We start from the raw sequence: 22,910 nt of genomic DNA, 5'->3' as shown, positions 1-22,910 counted from the left end.
ATGCAGTTCGGACGCACCTACGAAGAGTTCGAGATCGGCGCGGTCTACAAGCACTGGCCCGGAAAGACGGTCACCGAGTACGACGACCACCTCTTCTGCCTGCTGACCATGAACCACCACCCGCTGCACATGGACAGCAACTACGCCGAGAACACGACCGACTTCGGCAAGAACGTCGTCGTGGGCAACTACATCTACTCGCTGCTGCTGGGCATGTCCGTGCCGGACGTCTCCGGCAAGGCGATCGCCAACCTGGAGATCGAGTCGCTGCGGCACGTGGCGCCGACCTTCCACGGCGACACGATCTACGGCGAGACCACGGTCCTCGACAAGACCCCGTCGAAGTCGAAGAACGACCGCGGCATCGTCTACGTCGAGACCAAGGGCTACAAGCAGGACGGCACCCTCGTCTGCGTCTTCCGGCGCAAGGTGATGGTCCCGACCGAGACGTACATCAAGGAGCGCGGCGGCGAGCAGCCCGGCCGCCCCACGCTGAAGGAACAGGGGAAGTAGAACCATGAGCCGACTTGCCCAGACCGCCGGCCTGACGGACGTCCAGAGGGAGATCCTCAAGACCGTCCGGGAGTTCGTCGACAAGGAGATCATCCCGGTCGCGACCGAGCTGGAGCACCGCGACGAGTACCCGCAGGCGATCGTCGACGGCCTCAAGGAACTCGGCCTCTTCGGCCTGATGATCCCGGAGGAGTACGGCGGCCTGGGTGAGTCGCTGCTCACCTACGCGCTGTGCGTCGAGGAGATCGCGCGTGGCTGGATGTCCGTCTCGGGCATCATCAACACGCACTTCATCGTCGCGTACATGCTCAAGCAGCACGGCACCCAGGAGCAGAAGGACTACTTCCTGCCCCGCATGGCGCTGGGCGAGGTGCGCGGCGCGTTCTCGATGTCCGAGCCGGGGCTCGGCTCCGATGTGTCGGCCATCACGTCCAAGGCGGTCAAGGACGGCGACGAGTACGTCCTGAACGGCCAGAAGATGTGGCTGACGAACGGCGGCACGTCCACGCTGGTGGCCGTTCTGGTCCGCAGTGACGAAGGACACCCGGACGGCACCGCGCCCCACAAGTCGATGACGACCTTCCTCGTGGAGAAGGAGGCCGGCTTCGGTGAGGTGCGCCCCGGCCTGACCATCCCCGGCAAGATCGACAAGATGGGCTACAAGGGCGTCGACACGACCGAGCTCATCATGGACGGACTGCGCATTCCGGCCAATCGGGTGCTGGGCGGCCAGACCGGCCGAGGGTTTTACCAAATGATGGACGGGGTCGAGGTCGGCCGCGTCAACGTGGCGGCCCGTGGCTGCGGCGTCGCACAGCGTGCGTTCGAGCTGGGTGTCTCGTATGCCCAGCAACGTCACACTTTCGGCAAGGCCATCGCCGAGCACCAGGCGATCCAGTTCAAGCTGGCCGAGATGGCTACCAAGGTCGAAGCCGCCCATGCGATGATGGTCAATGCAGCACGCAAAAAGGACTCCGGGGAACGAAACGACCTCGAAGCAGGGATGGCGAAGTACCTCGCCTCCGAGTACTGCAAGGAGGTGGTTGAGGACGCGTTCCGCATCCACGGCGGCTACGGCTTCTCGAAGGAGTACGAGATCGAGCGTCTCTACCGGGAGGCTCCGATGCTGCTCATCGGTGAAGGTACCGCCGAGATCCAGAAAATGATCATCGGGCGACGCCTGCTCGAGGAGTACCGACTCCAGGGCTGAAAGTCCCTTTTGCGGGGAATCATCCAGTGGTTTTCCGCAAAAGAGTCACTACCAGTCACTGGCCGGCGGTCATCGACTCGGCTTCTGGCTTGCCCAGTTGTTGCGTGCAACCGATAGCATTCCAGTAAAGCCGCCGTCCCGTCCCCCTATTTGCGGCGCGGCACCACCCGCTACGAAGGTCATCCATGCCCCACAGCCAAACCTCTGCACCTCGCGTCGGCCTCCTCGGTGGACGCCTCGCGCGCGGAGCATCGCCGTGGCTTCTGCCGACCGTCGCCACCGCCGCTCTCAGCCTCACCAGGGCCCGCAAGTCCGGACGCTGGGCGGCAGTAGCCGTGCCCACCACCGCGCTCGCGGCGGGCATGCTGTGGTTCTTCCGCGACCCCGAGCGTGAGATCACGCAGGGCCGGGTCATCTCGCCCGCCGACGGTGTGGTGCAGAGCATCATGCCGTGGAAGGACGGGCGGACCCGGGTCGCGATCTTCATGAGCCCGCTGAACGTGCACGTCAACCGCGCGCCCCTCGCGGGCACGGTGACGTCCGTGGAGCACATCCCCGGCGGATTCGTTCCGGCGTTCAACAAGGAGAGCGAGAACAACGAGCGCGTTGTCTGGCACTTCGACACCGAGCTCGGCGACATCGAGATGGTGCAGATCGCCGGCGCCGTCGCGCGCCGCATCGTCCCGTACCTGCCGGCCGGCTCCAAGGTGGAGCAGGGCGAACGCATCGGTCTGATCCGCTTCGGCTCGCGCGTCGACATCTACCTCCCGGAGGGCGTCGAGGTCGCGGTCGAGGTCGGGCAGGCCACCACCGCGGGGGTGACCCGAATTGACCGTGACTGACCCTGAGACCCCGGCCGCAGGCTGGGTGCCCGAGGCGCCCGAGGAGGAGTCCGCCGAGGACGACATGCCGCTGTCACTGCGGCTGTCGATAGCGGACACCCTCACCCTCGGCAACGCGACGTGCGGATTCATGGCGGTGTACTTCACCACCACCGGGATCCTCATTCCGCACCTCACCGGCAGCGGCGAGTCGGGCATGGCCCGCAGCAGCGCCGCGACGGCCGTGATACTGATGCTGCTCGCCGCGGTCTTCGACCTCTTCGACGGCATCGTGGCCCGCAAGCTGCGCAGCTCGCCGATGGGCGCCGAGCTGGACAACCTGTCCGACCTGATCAGCTTCGGTCTGGCCCCCGCGTACTTCGTGCTCGTCTACGGCATGGTCGCCGTGGACGCGGTCCAGAAGATGTCCGCGCTGGCCGCGATCGTGGTGCTGCTGGCCGTGGTGCTGCGCCTCGCGAGATTCAGCTGCGTGACGATGAAGGACGGCATGTTCCAGGGCATGCCGAGCCCCTTCGGCGCGCTGACGGTCGTCTCGATCGTGCTGCTGGAGCTGCCGTTCGTCCCGACGCTGCTGGCGATCATCGGGGTGGCGTGGCTGATGGTGAGCCGGGTCGAGTACCCCAAGCCGCGGGGTGTCCTCGCGGTGGCGATGCTGAGCTGGATCGTCGGGGCGATGGGCCTGCTGGCGGCGTGGGCGTTCGACGCGCCGGGCGGCGGGCTGCTGCTCCAGACCGGCTGTGCGCTGCAGATCGCTCTGGCGGCGACGATCCCGCTGTTCGCGACGACCCGTCGCGCGAACACGTTCCGCCACAACCGCCGTGAGGCGCGGGCCACGCAGGCCCCGTAAGCACGGCTGTACGCGCACGAGAGGGCCCCCGGCCGCCAGCAGGCGACCGGGGGCCCTCTCGTATGCGCGTCCCGCCCGGTCCCGCGCGGGGCCTCGCCCCTCCCCGGGCGGGACGGGCGCGGGGACCGGTGGAACCGCGGCCGGCGGATAGGCTTGATGTCGGAAAACCGCCAGCCCGGGGGACAGGGGGCCGGGAGGATGGACGGCATGTACACCGACACCGAGCGTTGCGTGAGGGCCGTCCAGTCCAAGGACGCTCGCTTCGACGGCTGGTTCTTCACCGCTGTCAGGACCACCGGCATCTACTGCCGGCCCAGCTGCCCCGCCGTACCGCCCAAGGTCGAGAACATGACCTTCCTGCCCAGCGCCGCCGCCTGCCAGCAGAGCGGGTACCGGGCCTGCAAGCGGTGCCGGCCCGACACCTCCCCCGGCTCCCCCGAGTGGAACGCCCGCGCCGACGCCGTCGCCCGCGCCATGCGCCTCATCCAGGACGGTGTGGTCGACCGGGAAGGCGTTCCGGGACTGGCCGCCAGGCTCGGGTACTCCTCCCGCCAGGTGGAGCGCCAGCTCAACGCCGAGCTCGGGGCCGGGCCGCTCGCGCTCGCCCGGGCACAGCGCGCGCAGACCGCCCGGCTGCTGATCGAGACCTCGGAGCTCCCGATGGGCGACATCGCCTTCGCCGCCGGGTTCTCCTCCATCCGGACCTTCAACGACACCGTCCGCGAGGTCTTCGCGCTGGCGCCGGGCGAGCTGCGGACCAGAGCGGGGAAGGGACCCCGCCAGGTCCGGGCCCAGGTGCCCGGCACCATAAGCCTGCGGCTCCCCTTCCGCGCCCCGCTCAACCCCGACAACCTCTTCGGCCACCTCGCCGCGACCGCCGTGCCCGGCGTCGAGGAGTGGCGTGCGGGCGCCTACCGCCGCACCCTGCGGCTCCCCTACGGCACGGGCGTCGTCGCGCTCACCCCGCAGCCCGACCACATCGGCTGCCGGCTCGCCCTGACCGACCTGCGCGACCTGACCATCGCCATCAACCGCTGCCGCCGGCTCCTGGACCTGGACGCCGACCCCGAGGCCGTCGACGAGCAGCTGCGCTCGGATCCGCTGCTGGCCCCGATCGTGGACAAGGCCCCCGGGCGCCGGGTGCCCCGTACGGTCGACGCGGAGGAGTTCGCCGTACGGGCGGTCCTCGGCCAGCAGGTGTCCACCGCGGCGGCCCGTACGCACGCCGCCCGGCTGGTCAGGGCCCTCGGCGAGCCGGTGGCGGACCCCGATCCCGAGGGCGGCCTGACGCACCTGTTCCCGTCCTCGCAGGCGCTGGCCGGGCTCGATCCGCAGTCGCTGGCCCTGCCCCTCAGCCGGCGCACCACCCTGACCACGCTCGTCTCGGCGCTGGCGGACGGCTCGCTCCCGCTCGCCGCCGACAGCGACTGGGAGAGCGCCCGTGCGCGGCTGGCCGCGCTGCCCGGTTTCGGGCCGTGGACCACCGAGATCATCGCGATGCGGGCGCTGGGCGACCCCGACGCCTTCATCCCCTCCGACCTGGGGATCCGGCGGGCCGCGAAGGGGCTCGGGCTGCCGTCCACGCCCGCCGCGCTGACGGCCCGCGCGGCGCACTGGCGGCCCTGGCGCGCGTACGCCGTCCAGTACCTGTGGGCCACCGAGGACCACGCCGTCAACTTCCTGCCCGCCTGACTTCCGAGGAGTACGAACCACCATGTCCAGCAGCAGCGGCAAGCAGCACACCGTCGTCGAGAGCCCGTACGAGCCGCTCACCCTCGTCGCCACCGGCGGCCTCCTCAGCGGGCTCTACATGACCGGGCAGCGCCACCGGCCGGCCGATGAGTCCTTCGGCGAGCGCGTCGACGCCGGAGAGGAGCCCTTCCCCGAGGTGGTGCGGCAGCTGACCGCGTACTTCGCCGGGGAGCTCACCGAGTTCGACCTGCCGGTCCGGCTGGAGGGCACCGACTTCCAGCGCAGCGTGTGGGAGCAGCTCGTACGGATCCCCTACGGGCAGACCTGGTCGTACGGGGAGCTGGCGGCCAAGCTCGGCAAGCCGAACGCCTCGCGCGCGGTGGGCCTGGCCAACGGGAAGAACCCGGTCGGCATCATCGTGCCCTGCCACCGCGTGATCGGGGCGTCCGGCTCCATGACCGGCTACGGAGGCGGCATCGACCGCAAGGTGCGCCTGCTCGCCTTCGAGTCCGGAGCCGACGAGCTCTAGAGACGACCTAGATCCGAACGGGACGGTCTAGATCACGACGAGCGGGACCAGCAGGGCGAAGGCGGCGCCTGCCTCGACGGCGTAGGCGTACAGGGAGGGGTGCTGGACGGGGGCCGCGAGCAGGACCACGCTCTGCTGGGCCGTGGCCGCCCCCACCCACTCGGCGCCGGCGCCCAGGCCGCCCTCGTACCAGCCCTCGCAGGAGCCGGGACCGGTGACGGCGAGGACGTCGTCCTCCCGGCGGTAGAAGGCCTGCCAGCCGGCGGCCGGCGCGGACCAGGCCTCGAAGTCGGTGAACAGGGCCCAGCCGCCGTCGCGGATCGCGGTGTCGAACATCCAGACCGGCACCCCGTCGGGGGTGACCTCGCCGCCGGCCTGCTGATCGGTGGTGAAGTGGACCATGGGCAGGGCGTCGGGCCCGTCGGCGGTGCTGGGCCAGGCGTACATCGTGATCATCTGCTGAATTCTGTCCTGCCCGGTGTAGGCGCGAAATAACGAGCGGGGGCCCCGCTAAGCCGTGGGCGTGCGGCCGTTCTCCAACTCCGCGGCGCCCTCGCCGGACCGCAGCACCCGGTACGCCTCCTCGGTGCGCAGGCCGAGCGCTCCCGGCAGATAGTCCGTCAGCTCCGCGGGCTGCACCATCCGCCAGGAGACCAGCTCCTCCTCCTGGAGCCGGACGGAGGCGAGCTGATCGGCGTCGAGGACGCCGCCGTCGTAGAGGTAGGCGACGAGCGGCGGCCGGTCCGCGCCGAGCGTCCAGTCGACGGCGAGCAGCCGGCCGAGCGGTACGTCGATGCCGATCTCCTCGGCGCTCTCGCGGCGGGCGGCCGCGCGCGGGGACTCGCCCTGGTCCGACTCGATGGTTCCGCCCGGCAGGGCCCAGCCCGCACGGTAGTTGGGCTCGACGAGGAGCACCCGGCCCTCGGCGTCCCGGTAGAGGGCGGCCGCGCCGGCCAGTACCCGGGGCAGGCTCGCGATGTAGGTGGCGTAGTCATCCGTGGTGGTCACCCGGCAACCCTACCGAGGCGCCCGGGAAGGCGGGAGGACCCGCCGCAGAGGCCCTCCGAAGGCGTACAGACGGTCGAACGACAGCTCATTCAAGATGATATTCTTGCCGACCGTTCGGCCCGGCCCGCACGGTTTCCGAATTCGGCCGCGTCACACCGGTCAGACCGTCGGTGCTTTCGCCGAGTTCTTCAACTGCTCAGGTATTGCCGAGTTCTTCACGCTCTCAGGTATTGGGGACGGGCGACCAGCCATGCACAACGCAGCAGCCTCGACGCGCAACGTGGTCGACCATCCCGTTCCCGTGTTGTCGGTCGTCATCCCGATCTACAACGAGCAGGAGGCGCTGCCGCTGACCGTGGCCCGCCTGCGTCCGATCCTTGACGGGCTCGGCGTGGACTACGAGGTCGTCGGCATAGACGACGGCAGCACCGATGCCACTCCGGTCATCATGCAGAAGATCCGCCAGGACTGGCCCGAGCTGCGCATCATCCGCTTCGCCCGCAATTCCGGGCACCAGGCGGCGCTGACGGCGGGCATCCACCGGGCCTTCGGCGAGTACGTCGTCAGCATCGACGCCGACCTGCAGGACCCGCCGGAGAAGATCGCGGAGATGTTCGCGCTCGCCCGCGAGAAGGACCTGGACATCGTCTACGGGGTGCGCGGCGACCGCGGCACCGACACCTTCTTCAAGCGGCGCACGGCCGGCGCCTACTACTGGCTGATGCGCAAGCTCGTCGGCAAGAACATGCCCAACCAGGCCGGCGACTTCCGCCTCCTGAGCCGGGCCGCCGTCGACGCGCTGAAGTCCCTGCCCGAGCACCAGCCGGTCTACCGGCTGCTCGTGCCGTGGCTCGGCTTCAACAGCGGCGAGGTCGTCTACGTCCGCGAGGAGCGGGTCGCCGGCAGCACCCATTACCCGCTGTCCAAGATGGTCCGCCTCGCGCTCGACAGCATCACCAACTTCTCGGCGGCCCCGCTGCGGCTCGCCACCTGGCTCGGGCTGCTGAGCTTCCTGGTCTGCTTCGGTCTGGCGGTCTACACGACCTTCCAGTACGCGTTCGGCTCGACCGTGCCGGGCTGGTCCTCGCTGTTCATCGGCATGCTCTTCATCGGCGGTGTCCAACTCGTCTGCGTGGGCCTGCTCGGTGAGTACATCGGCCGGATCTACTCGGCCGTCCAGGCCCGGCCGGCCTACTTCGTCGGCTACGACTCCGCGGAGCGGGACGGCGCCGCGCCAGGTGCCAAGACCTCCGATCACCCGGCCTGATCCGGAAGCCGGCCGACCCACAGCAGGCAGGGAGAAGCCAACCGTATGGGTACGACTGGAAACGCCGTCTCCGAGCGGCGGAGCTCCTCGGGGGAGCGATCCGACGGCGCGACCCCGGCAGGCGAGGCCGAGCGGCCCCAGACACACCGGTTCCTCCGGTTCCTGCCGGGCATCGCCGCCTACCTCGTGCTGGCCGCGCTACTGCTGCTCGCCGACACTTCGGCGAGCGACGTCGCCCGGTACACCGGATACGCGCTCTGGGGCGTCGTGCTCCCCGGCACCCTGGTGTTCCGGGCGCTGCGCCGCCGGCCCCACACCCTGGTCGAGGACCTCGCGTACGGAGCCGTCACCGGCCTCGCCCTGGAACTGGCCGCCTGGTTCGTGCTGGTCTCCCTCGGGGCCCAGTCGGTCGCCACCGCCTGGCCCCTCGCCGTGGTGGTCCCCTTCCTCGCCGTACCGGGCCTGCGCCGGCACTGGTGTCCACGCGGCTACGCCCGCACCTCCCTCGGCTGGTCCTGGTCGGTCTCCGGGCTGGTCATGCTCACCGGCGCGTACTTCTACCAGGACTCCTTGTCGAAGTACCCGGTCCTGTCCGACAGCGAGACCTCGCGGATCTTCGCCGACCTGCCGTACTTACTGTCGCTCGCCGCGAACGCGAAGCAGCACGTACCGCTGACGCTCCCCCAGGCCTCCGGTGAACCGCTCCACTACCACTGGTTCTCCTTCGCCCACATGGCGATGAGCTCCATGGTCGGGCACATAGACCTGCCGGTGATCCAGACGCGGCTCATGGTTCCGGCGCTCGCCGCGCTCGCCGTGGTGCTCACCGCCGTGGTGGCCCGGCGGCTCACCGGCCGCGCCTGGGCCGGTCCGCCGGCCGTCGTCCTGCTCTTCGTCGTCACCGAGTTCACGGCGATCTACCCGAACAACGTGGACACCTGGACGCTCGGCGCCCCGTCCGTCCGGCTGATGTACTGGTCGAGCCTGTCCTACACGTACAGCCAGCCGCTGCTGATCGCGCTGATGGGCGCCGTCGGCGAGGCCCTGCGCCGGCTGCGCGGGGCCGGCGACGGCGACGGCACGGGGAATGCGGCCCCCGCGTTCGGCCGCGGGCTCTTCGTCCTGGTCGCCCTGTTCGCGCTGGCCTCCAGCGCGGCCAAAGCCAGCACCCTGCCGGTCACCATCGCCGGACTGGCCCTCGCCGGACTCGTGGTGCTGATCGCGACCCGCCGCATCCCGTGGACGGTGGTCGGGCTCGGCGCGATCCTCGCCTCCGCCCAGCTCTTCGCGACGGCGGTGATCTTCAAGTTCGAGACCTACGGACTCCAGATCGTTCCGCTGGGCAACCTCGCCCCCTTCTGGGCCGACCCGGACCACAAGCGTTCGGCGCCGCTCCAGGCCCTGCTGATCGTGTCGGCTCTGTTCGCCTTCGTGCTGTACCACCACCTCAAGCTGGTCGGCATGATCCCGCTGATCCTGCGCCGGCGGTCCAAACTGGACCCCCTCCAGTGGTTCCTGCTGGGTTCCGCCGTGGCGGGGCCCTGCGCATACCTGCTCATCGGCGGCTACAACTCCAGCTACTTCACCATGGCCGCCCTGCCCTTCGGAGCCGTCCTCTCGGCCTGGGGCTGCTGCGAGGCGTTCGAACGCGCCGCGCTGCCCCGCCGGGCCCAGGTAGCGCTCGCCGTGGGCACGGTGGCCTTCGTCGCCCTGCTCACCTACGTGATCTACCGCTATTCGGCCGCGTGGCAGGCCTACGTCCTGCGCGAGTTCTCGGACGGGGACGCGCACAAGACGTACTACCTCCTCCTGCCCTCCGTGCTCGCGGGTGCGGCGCTGGCCGCGATCGCGCTGGTCTGCGGCCTCCTGTGGTGGGCCGGCGGCCGGGTGCTGCCCGCGCTGCGCGGCCGGGGCGCCGTCGTACTGATGACCGCGGTCCTCGCGACGGGCGCGCCGGGCGTCTTCCACGACGCCCTCCAGGCCCGGAAGCACACATGGATGGGATCGTGGACGTTGCCCGCCTCGCAGGTCGACGCGGCGCGCTGGGTCCGCGCGCACAGCGACCCCGGGGACGTGCTGGTCACCAACAGCCACGGCTGGGAGTTGAACGACGCCCACGGCCCCGGCTTCGAGAACACCCGTTCCTGGTGGCTCGGCGCCTACTCCGAGCGGTCGGTGCTGATCGAGGGCTGGGCGTACGCGCCCCGGATGATGGCGCTGACCCGAGGCGACGGCATCGGGTACGACGGTCCGTTCTGGGACCAGGCGCTGTTCAAGCTCAACGAGGACGCCGTGTACCGCCCCACGCAGGCGATCCTGCGCCGGCTGCACGACGAGTACCGCGTGCGCTACGTGGTGGTGCTCCGTACGGCGGGCGCCGAGTCTCCGCGCCTGGGGGAGCTCGCACAGAAGGAGTTCGACAACAAGCAGGTCGCCGTCTACCGAATACCGTGACCGGCTGACGCACGCGTACGGCGAAGGGCCCCGGCACGCGGCGAATTCGAGGGGCCTTCGTCGTCGGCGGAGCGGACGGCCGGTCAGCCCTGGCCGGGCCCCGGGTCGGAGTCGTCGCGGTCGCGGTTCTTCGACTCCGCGACGCGGCGCAGTCTGAGGTGGCGGGCCGGGCCCTGCTCGGTGATGGCGTCGCCGACCATGGCCTTGACCGCGTCCCGCATGCCGTGCAGGGCGTGGTGGCGGACGGGGCCCGCGCCCGGGTCCTCCCGCAGTTCCTTCACCAGGGCCCAGCAGAGCAGCAGCATCACGATCACGAACGGCAGCGCGACCAGGATGGTGGCCGTCTGGAGGGACTTCAGGCCGCCCGCGACGAGGAGTACGGCGGCCACCGCGGCCATCAGCACGCCCCAGGTGACGACGAGCCAGGTCGGCGGGTGGAGCGAGCCGCGGCTGGTGAGCGAGCCCATGACGAGGGAGGCGGAGTCGGCGCTGGTGACGAAGTACGTCATCACCAGGGCCATCGCGATCCACGAGGTGAGCGAGCCGAGCGGGAGCGCGTCGAGCATCGCGAAGAGGGACGCCTCGGTGCCCTCCTTGACCTTGGGGGCCATGTCGGCGACGCCGGTGGAGTCGAGGCGGATGGCGGTGCCGCCCATGACGCAGAACCAGACGACGGTGGCGCCGCTGGGGACCAGCAGCACGCCGACGAGGAACTCGCGGATGGTGCGGCCGCGCGAGATCCGGGCGATGAAGGTGCCGACGAACGGCGCCCAGGAGAGCCACCACGCCCAGTAGAAGATCGTCCACGCGCCGAGCCACGCGCTGTCGGTGAAGGCGCCGGTACGGGTGGCCATCGGGAGCAGGTCGTGCAGGTAGCTGCCGACGCTCGCCGGGATCACGTCGAGGATGTAGACGGTCGGGCCGAGGACGAAGACGAAGAGCATCAGGGCCGCGGCGAGCACGATGTTGACCGTGCTGAGCCATTTGACGCCCTTGTGCAGGCCGGAGAAGGCGGAGAGGACGAAGGCTGCGGAGAGGGACCCGATGATGACCAGCTCGACGGTGGTCGAGTCCTCGATCCCGGTGGTGATCTCGAGCCCCTTGGCCACCTGGAGCGCGCCGAGGCCGAGGCTGGTGGCGGTGCCGAAGACGGTCGCGAAGACGGCGAGCAGGTCGATGGCCTTGCCCGGCCGGCCGTTGGCCCGCTCCTCGCCCATGAGGGGGACGAAGGCGGAGCTGAGGCGGTTGCCGCGGCCCTTGCGGAAGGTCGCGTAGGCGAGGGCGAGCCCGGCGATCCCGTAGATCGCCCACGGGGTGAGGGTCCAGTGGAAGAAGGAGTAGTCGAGGGCGGCCCGGGCGGCGTCGCCGGTGCCGGGGGCCGCGCCGGAGGCCGGGGGCGGGTTCAGGTAGTGGGTGAGCGGCTCCCCCACCCCGTAGAACATCAGGCCGATCCCCATGCCGGCGCTGAACATCATCGCGATCCACGCGAGGTTCGTGAACTCGGGCTCCGAGTCGTCCTTGCCGAGGCGGATCCGCCCGAACCGGCTGATCGCGAGCACGACGCACATGACGAGGAACACGTCGGCGGCGATCACGAACAGCCACGCGAAGTTGTTCAGCACCCAGGCCAGGGCGGTGCTGGACGCCGAGTCGAAGGAGCTCTTGCCGAGTGCCGCCCACGCGACGACGGCCAGGACGGAGATCACTCCGATGGTGACGACGGTGCGGTCGGGAGTGCCGTCATCCGGGCCCGCCGACCCGCCGCCTGGGGAATCCGGACGTGGCTGTTCCAGTGAATCCGTGCTCATGCGGCCACACTATTCAGGCGTATATCCCGATTTAGGGGCATGCCGCGCCGGGTGTGGCCCAGGCCACGCATGGGCATAGGAGGATCCTCCGGATAGGCTCATGGGTGGCGCGACTGCACTGTTCGATAGCAAGGGATTAGCAAGGTGACGGACGGAGCAGTAACTGAGACCGCGCGCGTGCTCATCGCCGCGGACAAATTCAAGGGCTCGCTCACAGCCGTTCAGGTCGCGGAGCGGGTGACGGCCGGACTTCGCAAGGCCGTACCGGGCGTGGAGATCGAGACCCTCCCCGTCGCGGACGGCGGCGACGGTACGGTCGCGGCCGCTGTGGCGGCCGGTTTCGAGCGCCGGGAGGTACGGGTCACCGGACCGCTCGGTGACCAGGTCACGGCCGCCTTCGCGCTGCGCGAGGGCACCGCGGTGGTCGAGATGGCGGAGGCCTCCGGCCTCCAGCTGCTGCCGGCGGGTGTCTTCGCCCCGCTGACGGCGACCACCTACGGCTCCGGCGAACTGCTGAAGGCCGCACTCGACGCGGGAGCGCGCTCGATCGTCTTCGGTGTGGGCGGCAGCGCCACCACCGACGGCGGCGCGGGCATGCTGGCCGCTCTGGGCGCGGTGTTCCTGGATGCGAACGGTGAACCGGTCGGTCCGGGCGGCGGCGCGCTGGCGGCTCTGGCCTCGGCCGACCTGTCGGGCATCGACCCCCGCATCAAGGAGGTCGACTTCGTCCTGGCGAGCGACGTGGACAACCCGCTGACGGGTCCGAAGGGCGCTCCGGCGGTCTACGGCCCGCAGAAGGGGGCGTCGCCCGAGGACGTGGCGACGCTCGACGCGGCGCTGGCGCACTTCGCGGTGGTCCTGGAGAAGTCGATCGGCTCCCTGGCCGCCGAGGCCGCGGTCTCGCCCGGCGCGGGCGGCGCGGGCGGCATCGGCTACGGGGCCCTGCTGCTCGGCGCCTCCTTCCGACCCGGCATCGAGCTGATGCTCGAGGTGCTCGGCTTCGCGCCGGCGCTGGAGCGGGCGACGCTGGTCATCACCGGCGAGGGCTCGCTCGACGAGCAGACCCTGCACGGCAAGGCTCCGGCCGGTGTCGCGGCGGCGGCCCGCGCGGCGGGCAAGGAGGTCGTCGCGGTCTGCGGCCGCCTGCTGCTCACGCAGGAGGCGCTCCAGGCGGCCGGGATCCGGCGGGCCTACCCGCTCACGGAGATCGAGCCCGACCCGGCGGTGTGCATCGCCAACGCGGGGCCGCTGCTGGAGCGGGTGGCGGCGAACATCGCGGCCGACGTCCTCTGACCCGGCGTCTGCCCCGCCCGGCGGCCCGGATCCCCTGACGGGGGTCCGGGCCGCCGGCGTTTGCGGCACGCCGGGGAGGCCGGGTCTTCCAGCGCAGCGGGACGGGGCGTGCCCGAAAGGGCAGCGGTGGGTGCCGTGGGGGTGCCCCGGCGGGGGTTGGGGGGTGCGGGGGTGGTGGCGAGCATGGTCGGGTGACCAACTGCACGGTGTGTGGGACGCGCTGTGAGCCCGGGGAACAGTTCTGCGGGAACTGCGGGGCGTTCCTGGAGTGGGGAGACGGCCCCGCCGCCCCGGCGGCCCCTGCCGGCCCTGCCGCTTCTCCCGGCCCTGCTGCTGCCGGCCCTTCCGGCCCCTCCGGCCCTTCCGGCCTGCGGGCGGAGCCGCCCGGTCCTCCAGCCGCCCCGCGGCCTGCCGGAGGTCCCGCCGCCGCGGGGCCCGCCGTACCGCCCATGCCCACCCGGCCGCCCACCCGGGCCGTGCAGCCCGGCAGGGGTGAGGCCGCCGCGCCCGTGCGGCGGCGGGCGGAGGCCGAGGAGGACGCGCCACGGCCCGGGGAGCTGATCTGCGGGCAGTGCGGCGCCGGGAACGTGCCCGCGCGCCGGTACTGCCGCCGCTGCGGAGCCGGCCTCGCGGACGCGCCCGTCGCGCCGAAGCCACCCTGGTGGCGCAGACGGCGGACCCGCCGCGCGCCGGCCGCCGGAGAGCGGCCCGTGCGCCGCCGCCGGTGGCGCGTGCCGCGCCCCGTGGTTCCGCTCGTGCTGATCCTGGCCCTGGCCGCCGCCGGATACGCCTTCCGGGCCGAGGCCTCGCGCGCGCTGGAATCCGTACGCGACCGGGTGTCCAAGCCCGAGCAGACGCACGCCTCGGCGGTGACCGCGTCCAGTGCCGCCCCGGAGCACGAGGCCGCCCTCGCCGTGGACGGGACCACCGACCGGTACTGGGCCCCCGCCGCGGCGGGGCAGGGGGAGTTCCTTGAGGCCTCCTTCGACAGGCCGCTGCGGCTGCTGGACCTCGTCGTGCATCCCGGGGCCTCGCCGGTCGCGGAGAAGTTCCTCCTGCAGGGGCGGCCCAGCACCCTGCTGCTGACCGCCGTGGGCAAGGACGGGCGGACGACGGACAAGACGGTCCGCCTCGCCGACGTACCCGGCCAGCAGCGCTTCCACTTCGCGGTGAGCGACGTGGTGCGGCTGAGGATCACCGTGCAGGGGGCTTACGGGGCCGACGGCGGTCGGGCCGTCGCCCTGGGCGAGGTCGAGTTTTTCAAGCGGCGCTGACTTCAAGCGGCGCTGACGTCAAGCGGCGCTGAGCAGTCAGCTCAGGGCCGCCAGGATCCTTGCGTGGCGGCGTTCCGCCTGGCGGGCGGCCGCCGGGTCGCCCGCCCTGCGGTGGGCTTCGATCAGCAGGCGCCACACCGCGTCCCGGAAGGGGTCCAGCGACAGCGCGTGGCCGGCCGCCGTCACCGCCGCCTCGGCGCGGCCGCGAGCCAGCTCCACTTCGGCCAGGGTGTGCGCGGCCCGGACCGCCTGGTCCCGGCAGCGCTCCCGCAGCGGGACCACCCACTCCGCCGGTCCGTCCTCCGGCAGCAGCTCGCCGGTGTACAGGCGCAGCGCCCGGGCCAGTGCCTCGGCGGCCCGGTCGGCGCGGCCGCGGGCGGCATCGGCCAGACCCTGTGCGGTGGCGGCCTCGAAGTGCTGGACGTCGCAGCTGCCGCCGGGGACGAGGTCGAGCATGTAGGCCTCGCCGGTGCGGACCAGGACGCGGGCCCTGCCCCGGTCCTGGCCCGGTTCCAGGACGGAGCGCAGGGCGGAGACGGCCGTCTGGAGGCCGTGGCCGGCCGTACGGGCGGGGCTCTCCGGCCACAGGGCGGCCATCAACTGCTCGCGGTGGACCGGGCGGCCGGCGTGGACGGCGAGCAGCCGGGCCAGGGCCCGTACCCGCGGCCGCGTGGCGCCCCAGTCCAGGGGACGGCCGTCGAGGGTGGCCTCGAAGCGGCGGAAACAGCGGAGCGTGAGCGGGCGTTCGGGGGCGCGGTCGACGGCCGCGGCGGCGTCCGGGGAGTCGGTGGAGCCGGCGGAGTCGGTGGAGCCCGGAGGGCGGGCCGCCTGGGCCGCCCGTGCGGAGCGGTTGCGGGCCGGAGCGGGACGGTGGCGCGCGAGGTAGGTGCGCAGCAGGGGCAGGCAGTCCTCCGCCCCGTACTCGTCCGCCAGTTCCGGCGGCTCCTGCGCCCCGCGCCGCAGGGCCCGTACCGCCCGGTCGGGGAAGGTGGCGAGCACCTCGCGGTCCAGGTAGGTGCGCAGCGCGGGGGCGTCGAGGGGGTCCCGGCCGGCGGCCGCCGCGGCCCGGCCGAGGCGGATGAGGGCGGGCCAGCCGCGACTGAGCCGGAGCAGGGCCGGGTCCGCGTCCGGGAAGGCAGCCGCTGCGGCGGCTTCGCCGAGGCGCAGGTCGCGGGCGGTGAGCAGGCGGGTGTCGGCGAGTTCGAGCCGGGTGAGGTTCACCGCGGGCATCCTGCGGCCGGCCAGGACCACCCGGAGCCGGCCGGGCGGCGCGAGCCGGGCGAGCTCTTCCAGGGCGGCCTCGGCCGGGTTGCCGTGCACCAGGTGGACATCGTCCACCAGCAGCAGGACCGGGGCGGGGCCCTGCTCGATGTCCAGCAGTACGGATTCCACCGTGGGCGCCGCCGAGGACGGCGGGTCTTCACGCGTCCGGGCCAGCCGGGCCAGCACGGTGGAGGCGTCCCGGGTGTCCCGGCAGGGGCGCCAGTGGACGACCGGCCCGGGGAAGGCGGCTGCCGCCTCGGCCAGCAGGGTGGTCTTGCCGTACCCGGCGGGCGCGATCACGAGCGTCAGGGCGCCCGGGCCGACGAGCGGGACGGCCGAAGCGCTCGCGGAGGCGAGTGCGGCCGGCGGCGCCGGGTGGACCGGAGCGGCCGGAAACGCCGGTGCGGCCGGTGTGGCCCACTGGATCGGTGCGGTCGGCACGACGACGGGCGGAAACACTGTGCGGTCGGACAATTCCCGGCCTCCTCCCCCGCGCACGGCAGGTCAAGGATGGCCGCTCACTCTCCGTACTGCATGAGTAACCCACTACCCAATCGCCACCACCTCGACCCGGAAGGGCAGGTGCACCGGCCGGCCGCGCGCCACGAACGCCGTCAGCGCGGCGGTGTCCACCGCGTCCGGGTCGGGCACGCGCAGCCGCACCACCAGGTACGGGCGGCCGGAGCCCGGCAGCGGCGCCCCCGGGGTCGCGGACCAGGTGGCGGCGCCGCTCTCCTCGATCTCCGGGGTGACCCCGAAGACCTGGCGGACCTGTTCGGCGAGGCCGGCCCCGGTGCCGCGCCGGGCGTGGGCGGACACCGCTCCCGGGACGTCGCCGTCGGCGCCCACCCAGGCGCCGAGGAGAGCGGTGAAGTCGGCGGGGGCCAGGCCGGGATCGAAGTAGGCGGGCAGGCAGTCGAGGACCGCCAGTACGGGTGCGAGCACCTCGTCCAGGCTCTCGGTGATCCGCTGGGCGAGGTCGTCCTCGGCATACACGGCGGGCAGTTGGGCGCCGAGCGGATGCCGGGAGGTCAGTCCGGGGACCAGCCGCCGGCTCACCGGTGGTCCACCCTGACCTGGTGGTCGTAGCTGAAGGCGAGGGAGCCGGGGCCGAGCACGATCCGGTCGGCGGGCTCGCTGCGCCGGCGGGTCTCCAGGTCCGCGGGGAAGAGCCGTACGCTCTCCACCGACTCGACGCCGGGGACCTGTTCGAGGACGGCCCAGAGGGCTCCGGTGTGCACGGCCCGGCCGAACGGCCAGCCGGCGCCGTCGGGTCCACCGGTGAGCGGGTTGAGCTGCCGGTAGAGGGCGGCGAGCGCGGCACGCTGGACGCGGGCGGCGGGGATGCCGTCGGCGGCGCGCAGGACGGCGACGACGGTGACGCCCTGGTAGTACGGCGGTTCGACGACGAGCCGGGTGCCGAGCATGCGGCGGGCGTCCAAATGGGCGGCCACGGAGGCGAGAAGCTCGGGCCGGCAGGCCATCCGGGAGAATTCCAGGCGCCCTTCGCCGTCGTCCTCGGCGGCCGGTACGAGGAGTACGCGCACCCCGCCGGGGCCCGCCTCGGGGGCTTCGACGCAGCGGACGCGGGCGACCTCGGGGGCGGCCTGCCGGGTGAGGTACTCGAAGTCCTCGGCGGTGACGGCCCGTTCGCGTGTGCGCAGTTCCATCGCGCCGCGCAGGCGGGCGTTGGCCACGTCCTCGCCATCGACCCCGCCGCCGGCGGCGCGGCGGTTCTCGACGCGCGCGATGTACGGGATGGAGCTGCGCAGGACGCCCAGGGTGCGGCGGGCCACGTTGCCGCGCCGGCCGCCGCCGGTGAGGTAGGGGCGGGCGCGGACCGGGACACCCTTGGCGGGCACGGCCCCGTACTGGCGCAGGGAGCCGTCGGCCTCGCGCACGGCGGGGCCGAAAGTGATCTCGCCGGTGGCGCGGTCGACGCCGATGTGCCGGTCCCTGGGGCCCGATTCGCCGAAGTGGGGGACCTCGGTCCAGTCCACCCAGCCCTCGGCGGTGCTGTGCGTCTCCACGGTGAAGGGCAGCCCGCCCGCGATCACCGGGGCCCGGTCGAGGGTGAAACTCTGGCCGGGGACGCCCTCGGAGACACCGAGGAGGTGCTCGCCGACCCGTTCGGCGTGGACGGCGGGGGCGGTACCGCCGATGGTGAACGCCTCGGCGGAGAGCAGGGAGGGGGCCGCCGAGTACGTCCGCTGCCCTTCGGCGGGGGCGACGACGACGCAGCGCAGCCAGCCGGCGCGGTGGCGGGCCTCGGCGGAGGCGAGGTGGGTGTCGGGGAGCTGGATCAGCACGTCGCCGGGCCGGTTGAAGCCGCCGGTGCCGTCGCGGTCGACCTCGCAGCGGGTCCAGCCCTCGCCGGTCCAGGCCTCCCAGGCGAGCGGGGGCCGTTCGGGGTCGATGCCGTGGCCGGCGACGGGGAAGTCCAGGCGGAGCGCGACCACGCAGGAGGGCGCGGCCTCGGAGAGCCCGAAGTAGAGGGCGTCGCCGGGGCGGGGCACCGGCGAGAAGCAGGGTACTCCGCGCCCGGTGGCGAGCTCTGGACCCCGGTCGGTCAGGGCGGCGGGGGCGGCGGGAGCAGCTGCGGCGCCGGGCGGGGCGCCGGCGGGGGCCGCGCCCGGTTCGGCGGAGCCGGTGGCGAGGACCGACAACTCGACCGGGACCAGCGCGAGTTCCCGTACGGTCGAGAAGATCACCGCCTCGTCGGTCTCGGTGCGGGTGGTGGCGACCTCGCTGCCCTCGCGGATGCGGACGGTCTCGGGCTGGGGCGCGGACAGCCAGAACGTGACGTCGGTGCGGGCCGCCGAGGGCGGGTTGAGGGTCAGGCCGATCAGGTCGAGGAAGGCCACGTGGTTCTTGTCGGGGACCCGGTTGAGCCGGTAGATCAGCTGGTCGGTCATGTGGGCGAAGGCCTCGATGAGCGTGACGCCGGGGTCGGAGACGTTGTGGTCGCTCCATTGCGGGCAGCGCTGCTGGACCATCCGCTTGGCCTCGTCCACGAGGTCCTGGAAGCGGCGGTCGTCGAGGTTGGGACGGGGCAGCGCCATCAGCCGCCGCTCCCTTCGGTGGCGTCGGGCGAGCCGTGGGCGGGGATCACGTAGAACGGGAAGACCAGGTTGCGGGGGGTGTTGGAGCCGCGCGGGGCGTAGCTGATGTCGATGTAGAGGGTGCCGGCCTCCACGGCGTCGAAGCTGACGCTCACGTCGACGAGCCGGATCCTGGGTTCCCACCGCTCCAGCGAGGTGCGCACCTCGTAGCCGATCTGGGCGGCGGTCGCCGCGTCGGCCGGGGCGAAGACGTGGTCGTGGATGGCGCAGCCGAACTGCGGGCGCATGGGGCGCTCCCCCGGCGCCGTGCCCAGGATCAGCCGCATGCTCTCCTCGATCTCCTGCTCGCGGCGCACCAGCGCGATGGCTCCGGTCGCGTCGGTGCGCAGCGGGAAGGCCCAGCCGGCGCCGATGAACTGCTCCCCCACGGCCGGTTCACCCGCCGATCAGGACGGTGGGGGCGCCCATGATGACCGGCGCGCCGCAGGCGGCCATGTCGCCCATGCGTGCGGCGGGCAGACCGCCGATGAGGACGGTGGGGCACCCGGGAGGGGCGATGACCGACGGCGGGTGGACGGCGGGGGGCGGGAAGGAGCAGATGTGCGGGGTGGACACGACGGCCGCCGGCATGCCGCCGATCAGGACGGTGGGCACTCCGGGCGGCCCGATCACCCCGGGGTGGCCGGTGGGGTCCCCGACGCGTGCGGCTGGCGGCATATCGCTGTTCTCCTCGATCCTGCGGGTCTTCGTCTTCGGGGGTACCGCGGCTAATTGATGCGGACGAGCGCGGCGGTGATCGACAGGCTGGCGCCGCCCTTGAGTTCGGTACTGGCCTGGCCGTTGACACTGACGGTGGTGCCCTTGACGTCCACCTGGCCGTTGGTCTGGAGCTTCAGCGCGCCCGCGCCGCCGTCGACCTCCACTCCCGCCTGGGAGGTGATCTCCACCGACTGGCCCTTGAGTTCGAGCTTCCCGGTGCCCGCGTCCATGGCGATGCCCTGCCGCGCCTTCACCGTCACCTTGTCCTTGGCCTCGATCTCGACGGTTCCGTCGCTGTGCACGGTGACGGAGGTGTTCTGCTGGTCGAGGTGGAGGGTGAGTTTGCCGTCGCCGGTGGCCAGGCGCACGCCCTTGGGGCCGCGCGCGCAGTCCAGCAGTTCCAGCCGGTTGCCCGAACGGGACACCAGGGAGCGGCGGTTGGTGGATCCGCTGGTGGAGTCGACGAGCGGGGCCTCGTGGTCGGAGGGCTTGTCCTGGCCGTTGTAGAGCCCGCCGATGACGTACGGGTGGTCCACGCGCCCCTGTTCGAAGCCGACGAGCACCTCGTCGCCCACCTCGGGCCCGAAGATGCCGCCGCCGCCCTTGCCCCCGAAATCGGCGGTCCGGGCCCAGTCGCTCACGTACTCCCCGTCCAGCCAGGGGAAGGCCAGTTTGACCCGCCCCCGGTCCTCGGGGTCCCGGGTGTCGGTCACGGTCGCGTTGACCAGGCCTCCGATCCGCCCCCGGTCGCCGCCCGGGCCGGACCCGCCGCCGGAGGCGAGGCCGTGGAGCGAGCGGTTGGAGCGGCCGCCGACCGTGAGCCAGGTCTGGTAGCCGGTCTGCGGGTCGAAGACGTGGCGGCTCGCGGAGATCGTGTACTTGCCCTCGAAGGGCGACCCGACGTTGGTGAGGGTGACGGCGGTGCCCGCGCGCAGCCTCGGCATGCCCATCGCGACGGCGTCGAGTTCCGCGAGGGATCCGGCGAGGTCGGCGGCCAGGGACTTCGCGGCCTGGTCGGCTTCGGCCTGGGTGCGGTACGGGGTGTCCGTGGCCAGGAACAGCGCGTCGCCGAAGGCGTCGGCGGCCTGCTGCGGGGTCAGGCCGAGGTCGAGCCGGTCGCTGCGCCCGGCGGGTGCCCGACCGACGACGGCGGCCTTCGCCTGGACGTCCCAGCCGCGCACCTCCACCTGCTGGACCTGGTCGGCGGCGGTCACCGAAGCGTGGCAGCTCAGCAGGTTGCGGCCGAACTCCAGGACGTACGGGCTCGCTTGGGGCCGGGTGGACGCGGCGGGCGCACCGTCGGCCTTGGCCGGCACCCGGAAGAAGAAGCGGCCCTCCAGTACGCCGACCTCGGCTCCCGCGAGGTCGGCCAGCCGGTGCAGGAACTCCCAGTCGGTGATGCCCGGCTGCGCCAGGTGCTCGTAGACGGTGGTGGTGCTGTCGACGGAGCCGACGGGCAGTCCGGCCCGCCGGGCGACCTGCACGGCCACGTCGGAGGCGGTCATCTGGCGGTATCCGGTGACCCGGCGGCCCCGGAAGAAGCGGTGCGCGTGGTCGAGGCCGCGTACCACGGTGAAGGTGCCCGTGGCGTCGAGGTCGATCTCGACCGCCGTGACCTCACCGGACACGAGGAGTTGGCGCTGCGGGTCGTCGGCGGCCCGCGCGAAGAGCCTGACGGGGCTGCCGAGGGTGAAGCCGGCGGCGCGCAGGGCGAGATGGTGGGGATCGCGAAAGCGCAGTACGAACAGGTCGGGCAGTTCGGTGCTGTCGTCCACGTACGCCGACACCAGCGTCTGCGCGACCGGCTCGGGCAGCGGCTGCCCGGCGACCTCGACGGCGAGGCTGTTGACGAAACTCTCTCCGGCCATGGGTCAGTCCAGCTCCTCGGCGCCCGGCAGCAGCAGTTCGGTGCCGGGCGCCAGCCGCATCGGGTCGTCGATGCCGTTGGCCTCGGCGATGTGGCGCCAGGCGGTCGCGTCCCCGTACTCCCGCCAAGCGAGCAGCGCGAGGGTGTCCCCCGTGACCACGTGGTGCACGCGGCGCGCGGCGAGCGCCCCGGAGGTGGGGTTCTGGCCGGGCATGGGTCCGCTGAGCTCCTCCAGCGTGACCTGGCAGACGGCGCGGATCGGGATCCCGCCGGGGGTGAACAGCGTGTACTTCGCCTGCACTTGGCTGACGTAGCCGACGAACCCGGTGAGTCCGCCCCAGCGCAGGATCACCCAGGGCGGGACCCCCTGCTTCTGCTGGTGCGTCTCCTGGGTGGCCACGCAGCAGGCGAGCAGCTTCTCGACCGCCGCCACCACCCGGCCGTCCTGGTCGGCGGTGGCGTCGAAGAACATCTCCAGGGTCAGCTTGGCGGCGCCGGGTCCCTTGAACTCGGCGGGGCCGGCGGTGGCCGCGCCCTTGGCGGGCTTGCGCTCCCACTGGGCGGACTTGGCGAGGGTCAGCTCCTTGGGATTGAACTGGAAGTCGATCCGCCCCATCCGCGGCCCGGCCGGCCCGGACCCGCCGTCCGCGGGCGGCTCGCGCAACTCCAGCCAGGCACGCTCCAGTTTGGGGCGCGGCCCGGAACCGCCGGAGGGCGAGGCGGGGGAAGCGGAGGCGATGAAGGCGACGGGCTGCTGCAGGGACATGTCCGAAGTCCTCCCCTATCGGCCCGCGTTGAGGAAACCGTGGTGGGCGATCTCCAGCGTCTCGGTGGCGACCTTGACGGTCTCGGGATTGAGGATGGGCCCGGTCCAGCGCACGGGGACCACGTCCATCAGGCTCCAGCGGGCGACCACCGTGCCGTCGAGGGTCATGGCGCTGATGTGAGCGGTCTTGCGGGGTATCCCGCCGAGCATGCCGGCCAGCCACCGGGTGACCTGTTCGGTGTCGCGGGTCACGGGGCGGGTGAGCTTGATGTTGGAGTACTTGATCCGGGTGGGGAGTTGCCAGACGTATCCGTTGTTGCCGCCCTCTTCGCGCTGCTCCATGACGACCTCGCAGCCGAGGCCCTCGCAGCTGTTGAAGGAGCCGAGGCTGATGTTGTCGATCTCGACCATGAAGCACACGCTGACGGCGGGGTCCTGTTGCCGGGCCATGTCGCT

At 72.3% G+C, this 22,910-nt stretch carries 21 protein-coding genes; 10 read left to right on the top strand and 11 right to left on the bottom strand.

Annotated features, from left to right (window positions below; all coding sequences use genetic code 11):
* From J7F03_RS18160 to J7F03_RS18135, 6 genes are all read left to right on the top strand, one after another.
* Entirely contained in the window at positions 1 to 513 is a 513-nt protein-coding gene (locus tag J7F03_RS18160; RefSeq protein ID WP_053681718.1) for a MaoC family dehydratase, read from the top strand.
* A gap of 4 nt (positions 514 to 517) precedes the next feature.
* Positions 518 to 1,723 (top strand): acyl-CoA dehydrogenase family protein, encoded by a 1,206-nt coding sequence (locus J7F03_RS18155; RefSeq protein WP_214950628.1) that lies wholly within the window; start codon positions 518 to 520, stop codon positions 1,721 to 1,723.
* Between the two features lie 185 nt (positions 1,724 to 1,908).
* Complete coding sequence (locus tag J7F03_RS18150) at positions 1,909 to 2,565, top strand: phosphatidylserine decarboxylase (protein ID WP_214950626.1); 657 nt, start codon at positions 1,909 to 1,911, stop codon at positions 2,563 to 2,565.
* 25 nt (positions 2,566 to 2,590) lie between these two features.
* Positions 2,591 to 3,412 carry a CDP-diacylglycerol--serine O-phosphatidyltransferase gene (pssA, locus tag J7F03_RS18145; protein ID WP_214950734.1) on the top strand — a complete coding sequence of 274 codons (822 nt, stop codon included), beginning with the start codon at positions 2,591 to 2,593 and terminating at the stop codon, positions 3,410 to 3,412.
* Between the two features lie 207 nt (positions 3,413 to 3,619).
* Positions 3,620 to 5,104, top strand: coding sequence for an AlkA N-terminal domain-containing protein (locus J7F03_RS18140; protein WP_214950624.1), 1,485 nt, complete (start codon positions 3,620 to 3,622; stop codon positions 5,102 to 5,104).
* A 22-nt stretch (positions 5,105 to 5,126) separates the two neighbouring features.
* On the top strand, positions 5,127 to 5,633 hold the full coding sequence (locus J7F03_RS18135) for a methylated-DNA--[protein]-cysteine S-methyltransferase (protein ID WP_214950622.1): 507 nt from the start codon (positions 5,127 to 5,129) through the stop codon (positions 5,631 to 5,633).
* A 27-nt stretch (positions 5,634 to 5,660) separates the two neighbouring features.
* Here the strand turns inward: J7F03_RS18135 and J7F03_RS18130 are convergent, their stop codons facing one another.
* Positions 5,661 to 6,089, bottom strand: coding sequence for a hypothetical protein (locus J7F03_RS18130; RefSeq protein WP_214950620.1), 429 nt, complete (start codon positions 6,087 to 6,089; stop codon positions 5,661 to 5,663).
* Positions 6,090 to 6,143: 54 nt separating this feature from the next.
* A complete protein-coding gene (locus tag J7F03_RS18125; protein ID WP_214950619.1) occupies positions 6,144 to 6,641 on the bottom strand; it encodes an NUDIX hydrolase in 498 nt (165 codons plus the stop codon).
* A gap of 250 nt (positions 6,642 to 6,891) precedes the next feature.
* Here J7F03_RS18125 and J7F03_RS18120 point away from each other — a divergent pair, with 250 nt between their 5' ends.
* Both J7F03_RS18120 and J7F03_RS18115 read left to right on the top strand, forming a co-directional pair.
* Positions 6,892 to 7,908 carry a glycosyltransferase family 2 protein gene (locus tag J7F03_RS18120; protein WP_214950618.1) on the top strand — a complete coding sequence of 339 codons (1,017 nt, stop codon included), beginning with the start codon at positions 6,892 to 6,894 and terminating at the stop codon, positions 7,906 to 7,908.
* Positions 7,909 to 7,953: 45 nt separating this feature from the next.
* The gene (locus J7F03_RS18115) at positions 7,954 to 10,362 is read left to right on the top strand and encodes a hypothetical protein (protein WP_214950617.1); all 2,409 of its coding nucleotides are present in this window, start codon (positions 7,954 to 7,956) and stop codon (positions 10,360 to 10,362) included.
* A gap of 83 nt (positions 10,363 to 10,445) precedes the next feature.
* Here J7F03_RS18115 and J7F03_RS18110 read toward each other — a convergent pair whose 3' ends face one another.
* Complete coding sequence (locus J7F03_RS18110; RefSeq protein ID WP_214950616.1) at positions 10,446 to 12,170, bottom strand: BCCT family transporter; 1,725 nt, start codon at positions 12,168 to 12,170, stop codon at positions 10,446 to 10,448.
* 144 nt (positions 12,171 to 12,314) lie between these two features.
* Between J7F03_RS18110 and J7F03_RS18105 the strand changes: the two genes are divergently transcribed.
* A complete protein-coding gene (locus J7F03_RS18105) occupies positions 12,315 to 13,463 on the top strand; it encodes a glycerate kinase (protein ID WP_214950615.1) in 1,149 nt (382 codons plus the stop codon).
* Between the two features lie 449 nt (positions 13,464 to 13,912).
* Positions 13,913 to 14,737, top strand: a complete 825-nt coding sequence (locus J7F03_RS18100; RefSeq protein WP_214950614.1) for a hypothetical protein — start codon at positions 13,913 to 13,915, stop codon at positions 14,735 to 14,737.
* Positions 14,738 to 14,773: 36 nt separating this feature from the next.
* Here the strand turns inward: J7F03_RS18100 and J7F03_RS18095 are convergent, their stop codons facing one another.
* From J7F03_RS18095 to J7F03_RS18060, 8 genes are all read right to left on the bottom strand, one after another.
* On the bottom strand, positions 14,774 to 16,474 hold the full coding sequence (locus J7F03_RS18095) for a BTAD domain-containing putative transcriptional regulator (RefSeq protein WP_214950613.1): 1,701 nt from the start codon (positions 16,472 to 16,474) through the stop codon (positions 14,774 to 14,776).
* 72 nt (positions 16,475 to 16,546) lie between these two features.
* Positions 16,547 to 17,059, bottom strand: coding sequence for a phage tail protein (locus J7F03_RS18090; protein ID WP_214950611.1), 513 nt, complete (start codon positions 17,057 to 17,059; stop codon positions 16,547 to 16,549).
* Positions 17,056 to 19,062: a putative baseplate assembly protein gene (locus tag J7F03_RS18085; RefSeq protein ID WP_214950609.1), complete on the bottom strand. Its 2,007-nt coding sequence runs from the start codon at positions 19,060 to 19,062 to the stop codon at positions 17,056 to 17,058. Before J7F03_RS18085 ends, J7F03_RS18090 begins: the two co-directional genes overlap by 4 nt.
* On the bottom strand, positions 19,062 to 19,490 hold the full coding sequence (locus J7F03_RS18080; RefSeq protein WP_214950607.1) for a GPW/gp25 family protein: 429 nt from the start codon (positions 19,488 to 19,490) through the stop codon (positions 19,062 to 19,064). The genes J7F03_RS18085 and J7F03_RS18080 overlap by 1 nt, the downstream gene beginning before the upstream one ends.
* 7 nt (positions 19,491 to 19,497) lie before the next feature.
* Positions 19,498 to 19,779 carry a PAAR domain-containing protein gene (locus J7F03_RS18075; RefSeq protein ID WP_214950604.1) on the bottom strand — a complete coding sequence of 94 codons (282 nt, stop codon included), beginning with the start codon at positions 19,777 to 19,779 and terminating at the stop codon, positions 19,498 to 19,500.
* A gap of 50 nt (positions 19,780 to 19,829) precedes the next feature.
* Positions 19,830 to 21,689: a VgrG-related protein gene (locus J7F03_RS18070; RefSeq protein WP_214950602.1), complete on the bottom strand. Its 1,860-nt coding sequence runs from the start codon at positions 21,687 to 21,689 to the stop codon at positions 19,830 to 19,832.
* A gap of 3 nt (positions 21,690 to 21,692) precedes the next feature.
* The gene (locus tag J7F03_RS18065; RefSeq protein WP_214950601.1) at positions 21,693 to 22,454 is read right to left on the bottom strand and encodes a LysM peptidoglycan-binding domain-containing protein; all 762 of its coding nucleotides are present in this window, start codon (positions 22,452 to 22,454) and stop codon (positions 21,693 to 21,695) included.
* A 15-nt stretch (positions 22,455 to 22,469) separates the two neighbouring features.
* Complete coding sequence (locus J7F03_RS18060; RefSeq protein ID WP_214950600.1) at positions 22,470 to 22,904, bottom strand: phage tail protein; 435 nt, start codon at positions 22,902 to 22,904, stop codon at positions 22,470 to 22,472.
* Positions 22,905 to 22,910 lie beyond the last annotated feature (6 nt).

Source organism: Streptomyces sp. ISL-43, from assembly GCF_018614195.1.
Classification (GTDB): domain Bacteria; phylum Actinomycetota; class Actinomycetes; order Streptomycetales; family Streptomycetaceae; genus Streptomyces.
Note: the sequence above shows the minus strand (reverse complement) of the source record. Positions and strands in the feature narration are given on the sequence as shown.

Excerpts from the sequence above, each read along its gene's own strand:
- J7F03_RS18160 (WP_053681718.1), top strand. The coding sequence starts at position 1 with ATGCAGTTCGGACGCACCTACGAAGAGTTCGAGATCGGCGCGGTCTAC.
- J7F03_RS18155 (WP_214950628.1), top strand. The coding sequence starts at position 518 with ATGAGCCGACTTGCCCAGACCGCCGGCCTGACGGACGTCCAGAGGGAG.
- J7F03_RS18150 (WP_214950626.1), top strand. The coding sequence starts at position 1,909 with ATGCCCCACAGCCAAACCTCTGCACCTCGCGTCGGCCTCCTCGGTGGA.
- J7F03_RS18140 (WP_214950624.1), top strand. The coding sequence starts at position 3,620 with ATGTACACCGACACCGAGCGTTGCGTGAGGGCCGTCCAGTCCAAGGAC.
- J7F03_RS18135 (WP_214950622.1), top strand. The coding sequence starts at position 5,127 with ATGTCCAGCAGCAGCGGCAAGCAGCACACCGTCGTCGAGAGCCCGTAC.
- J7F03_RS18130 (WP_214950620.1), bottom strand. The coding sequence starts at position 6,089 with ATGATCACGATGTACGCCTGGCCCAGCACCGCCGACGGGCCCGACGCC.
- J7F03_RS18120 (WP_214950618.1), top strand. The coding sequence starts at position 6,892 with ATGCACAACGCAGCAGCCTCGACGCGCAACGTGGTCGACCATCCCGTT.
- J7F03_RS18115 (WP_214950617.1), top strand. The coding sequence starts at position 7,954 with ATGGGTACGACTGGAAACGCCGTCTCCGAGCGGCGGAGCTCCTCGGGG.
- J7F03_RS18110 (WP_214950616.1), bottom strand. The coding sequence starts at position 12,170 with ATGAGCACGGATTCACTGGAACAGCCACGTCCGGATTCCCCAGGCGGC.
- J7F03_RS18100 (WP_214950614.1), top strand. The coding sequence starts at position 13,913 with ATGCCCACCCGGCCGCCCACCCGGGCCGTGCAGCCCGGCAGGGGTGAG.
- J7F03_RS18085 (WP_214950609.1), bottom strand. The coding sequence starts at position 19,062 with ATGGCGCTGCCCCGTCCCAACCTCGACGACCGCCGCTTCCAGGACCTC.
- J7F03_RS18075 (WP_214950604.1), bottom strand. The coding sequence starts at position 19,779 with ATGCCGCCAGCCGCACGCGTCGGGGACCCCACCGGCCACCCCGGGGTG.
- J7F03_RS18070 (WP_214950602.1), bottom strand. The coding sequence starts at position 21,689 with ATGGCCGGAGAGAGTTTCGTCAACAGCCTCGCCGTCGAGGTCGCCGGG.
- J7F03_RS18065 (WP_214950601.1), bottom strand. The coding sequence starts at position 22,454 with ATGTCCCTGCAGCAGCCCGTCGCCTTCATCGCCTCCGCTTCCCCCGCC.
- J7F03_RS18060 (WP_214950600.1), bottom strand. The coding sequence starts at position 22,904 with ATGGCCCGGCAACAGGACCCCGCCGTCAGCGTGTGCTTCATGGTCGAG.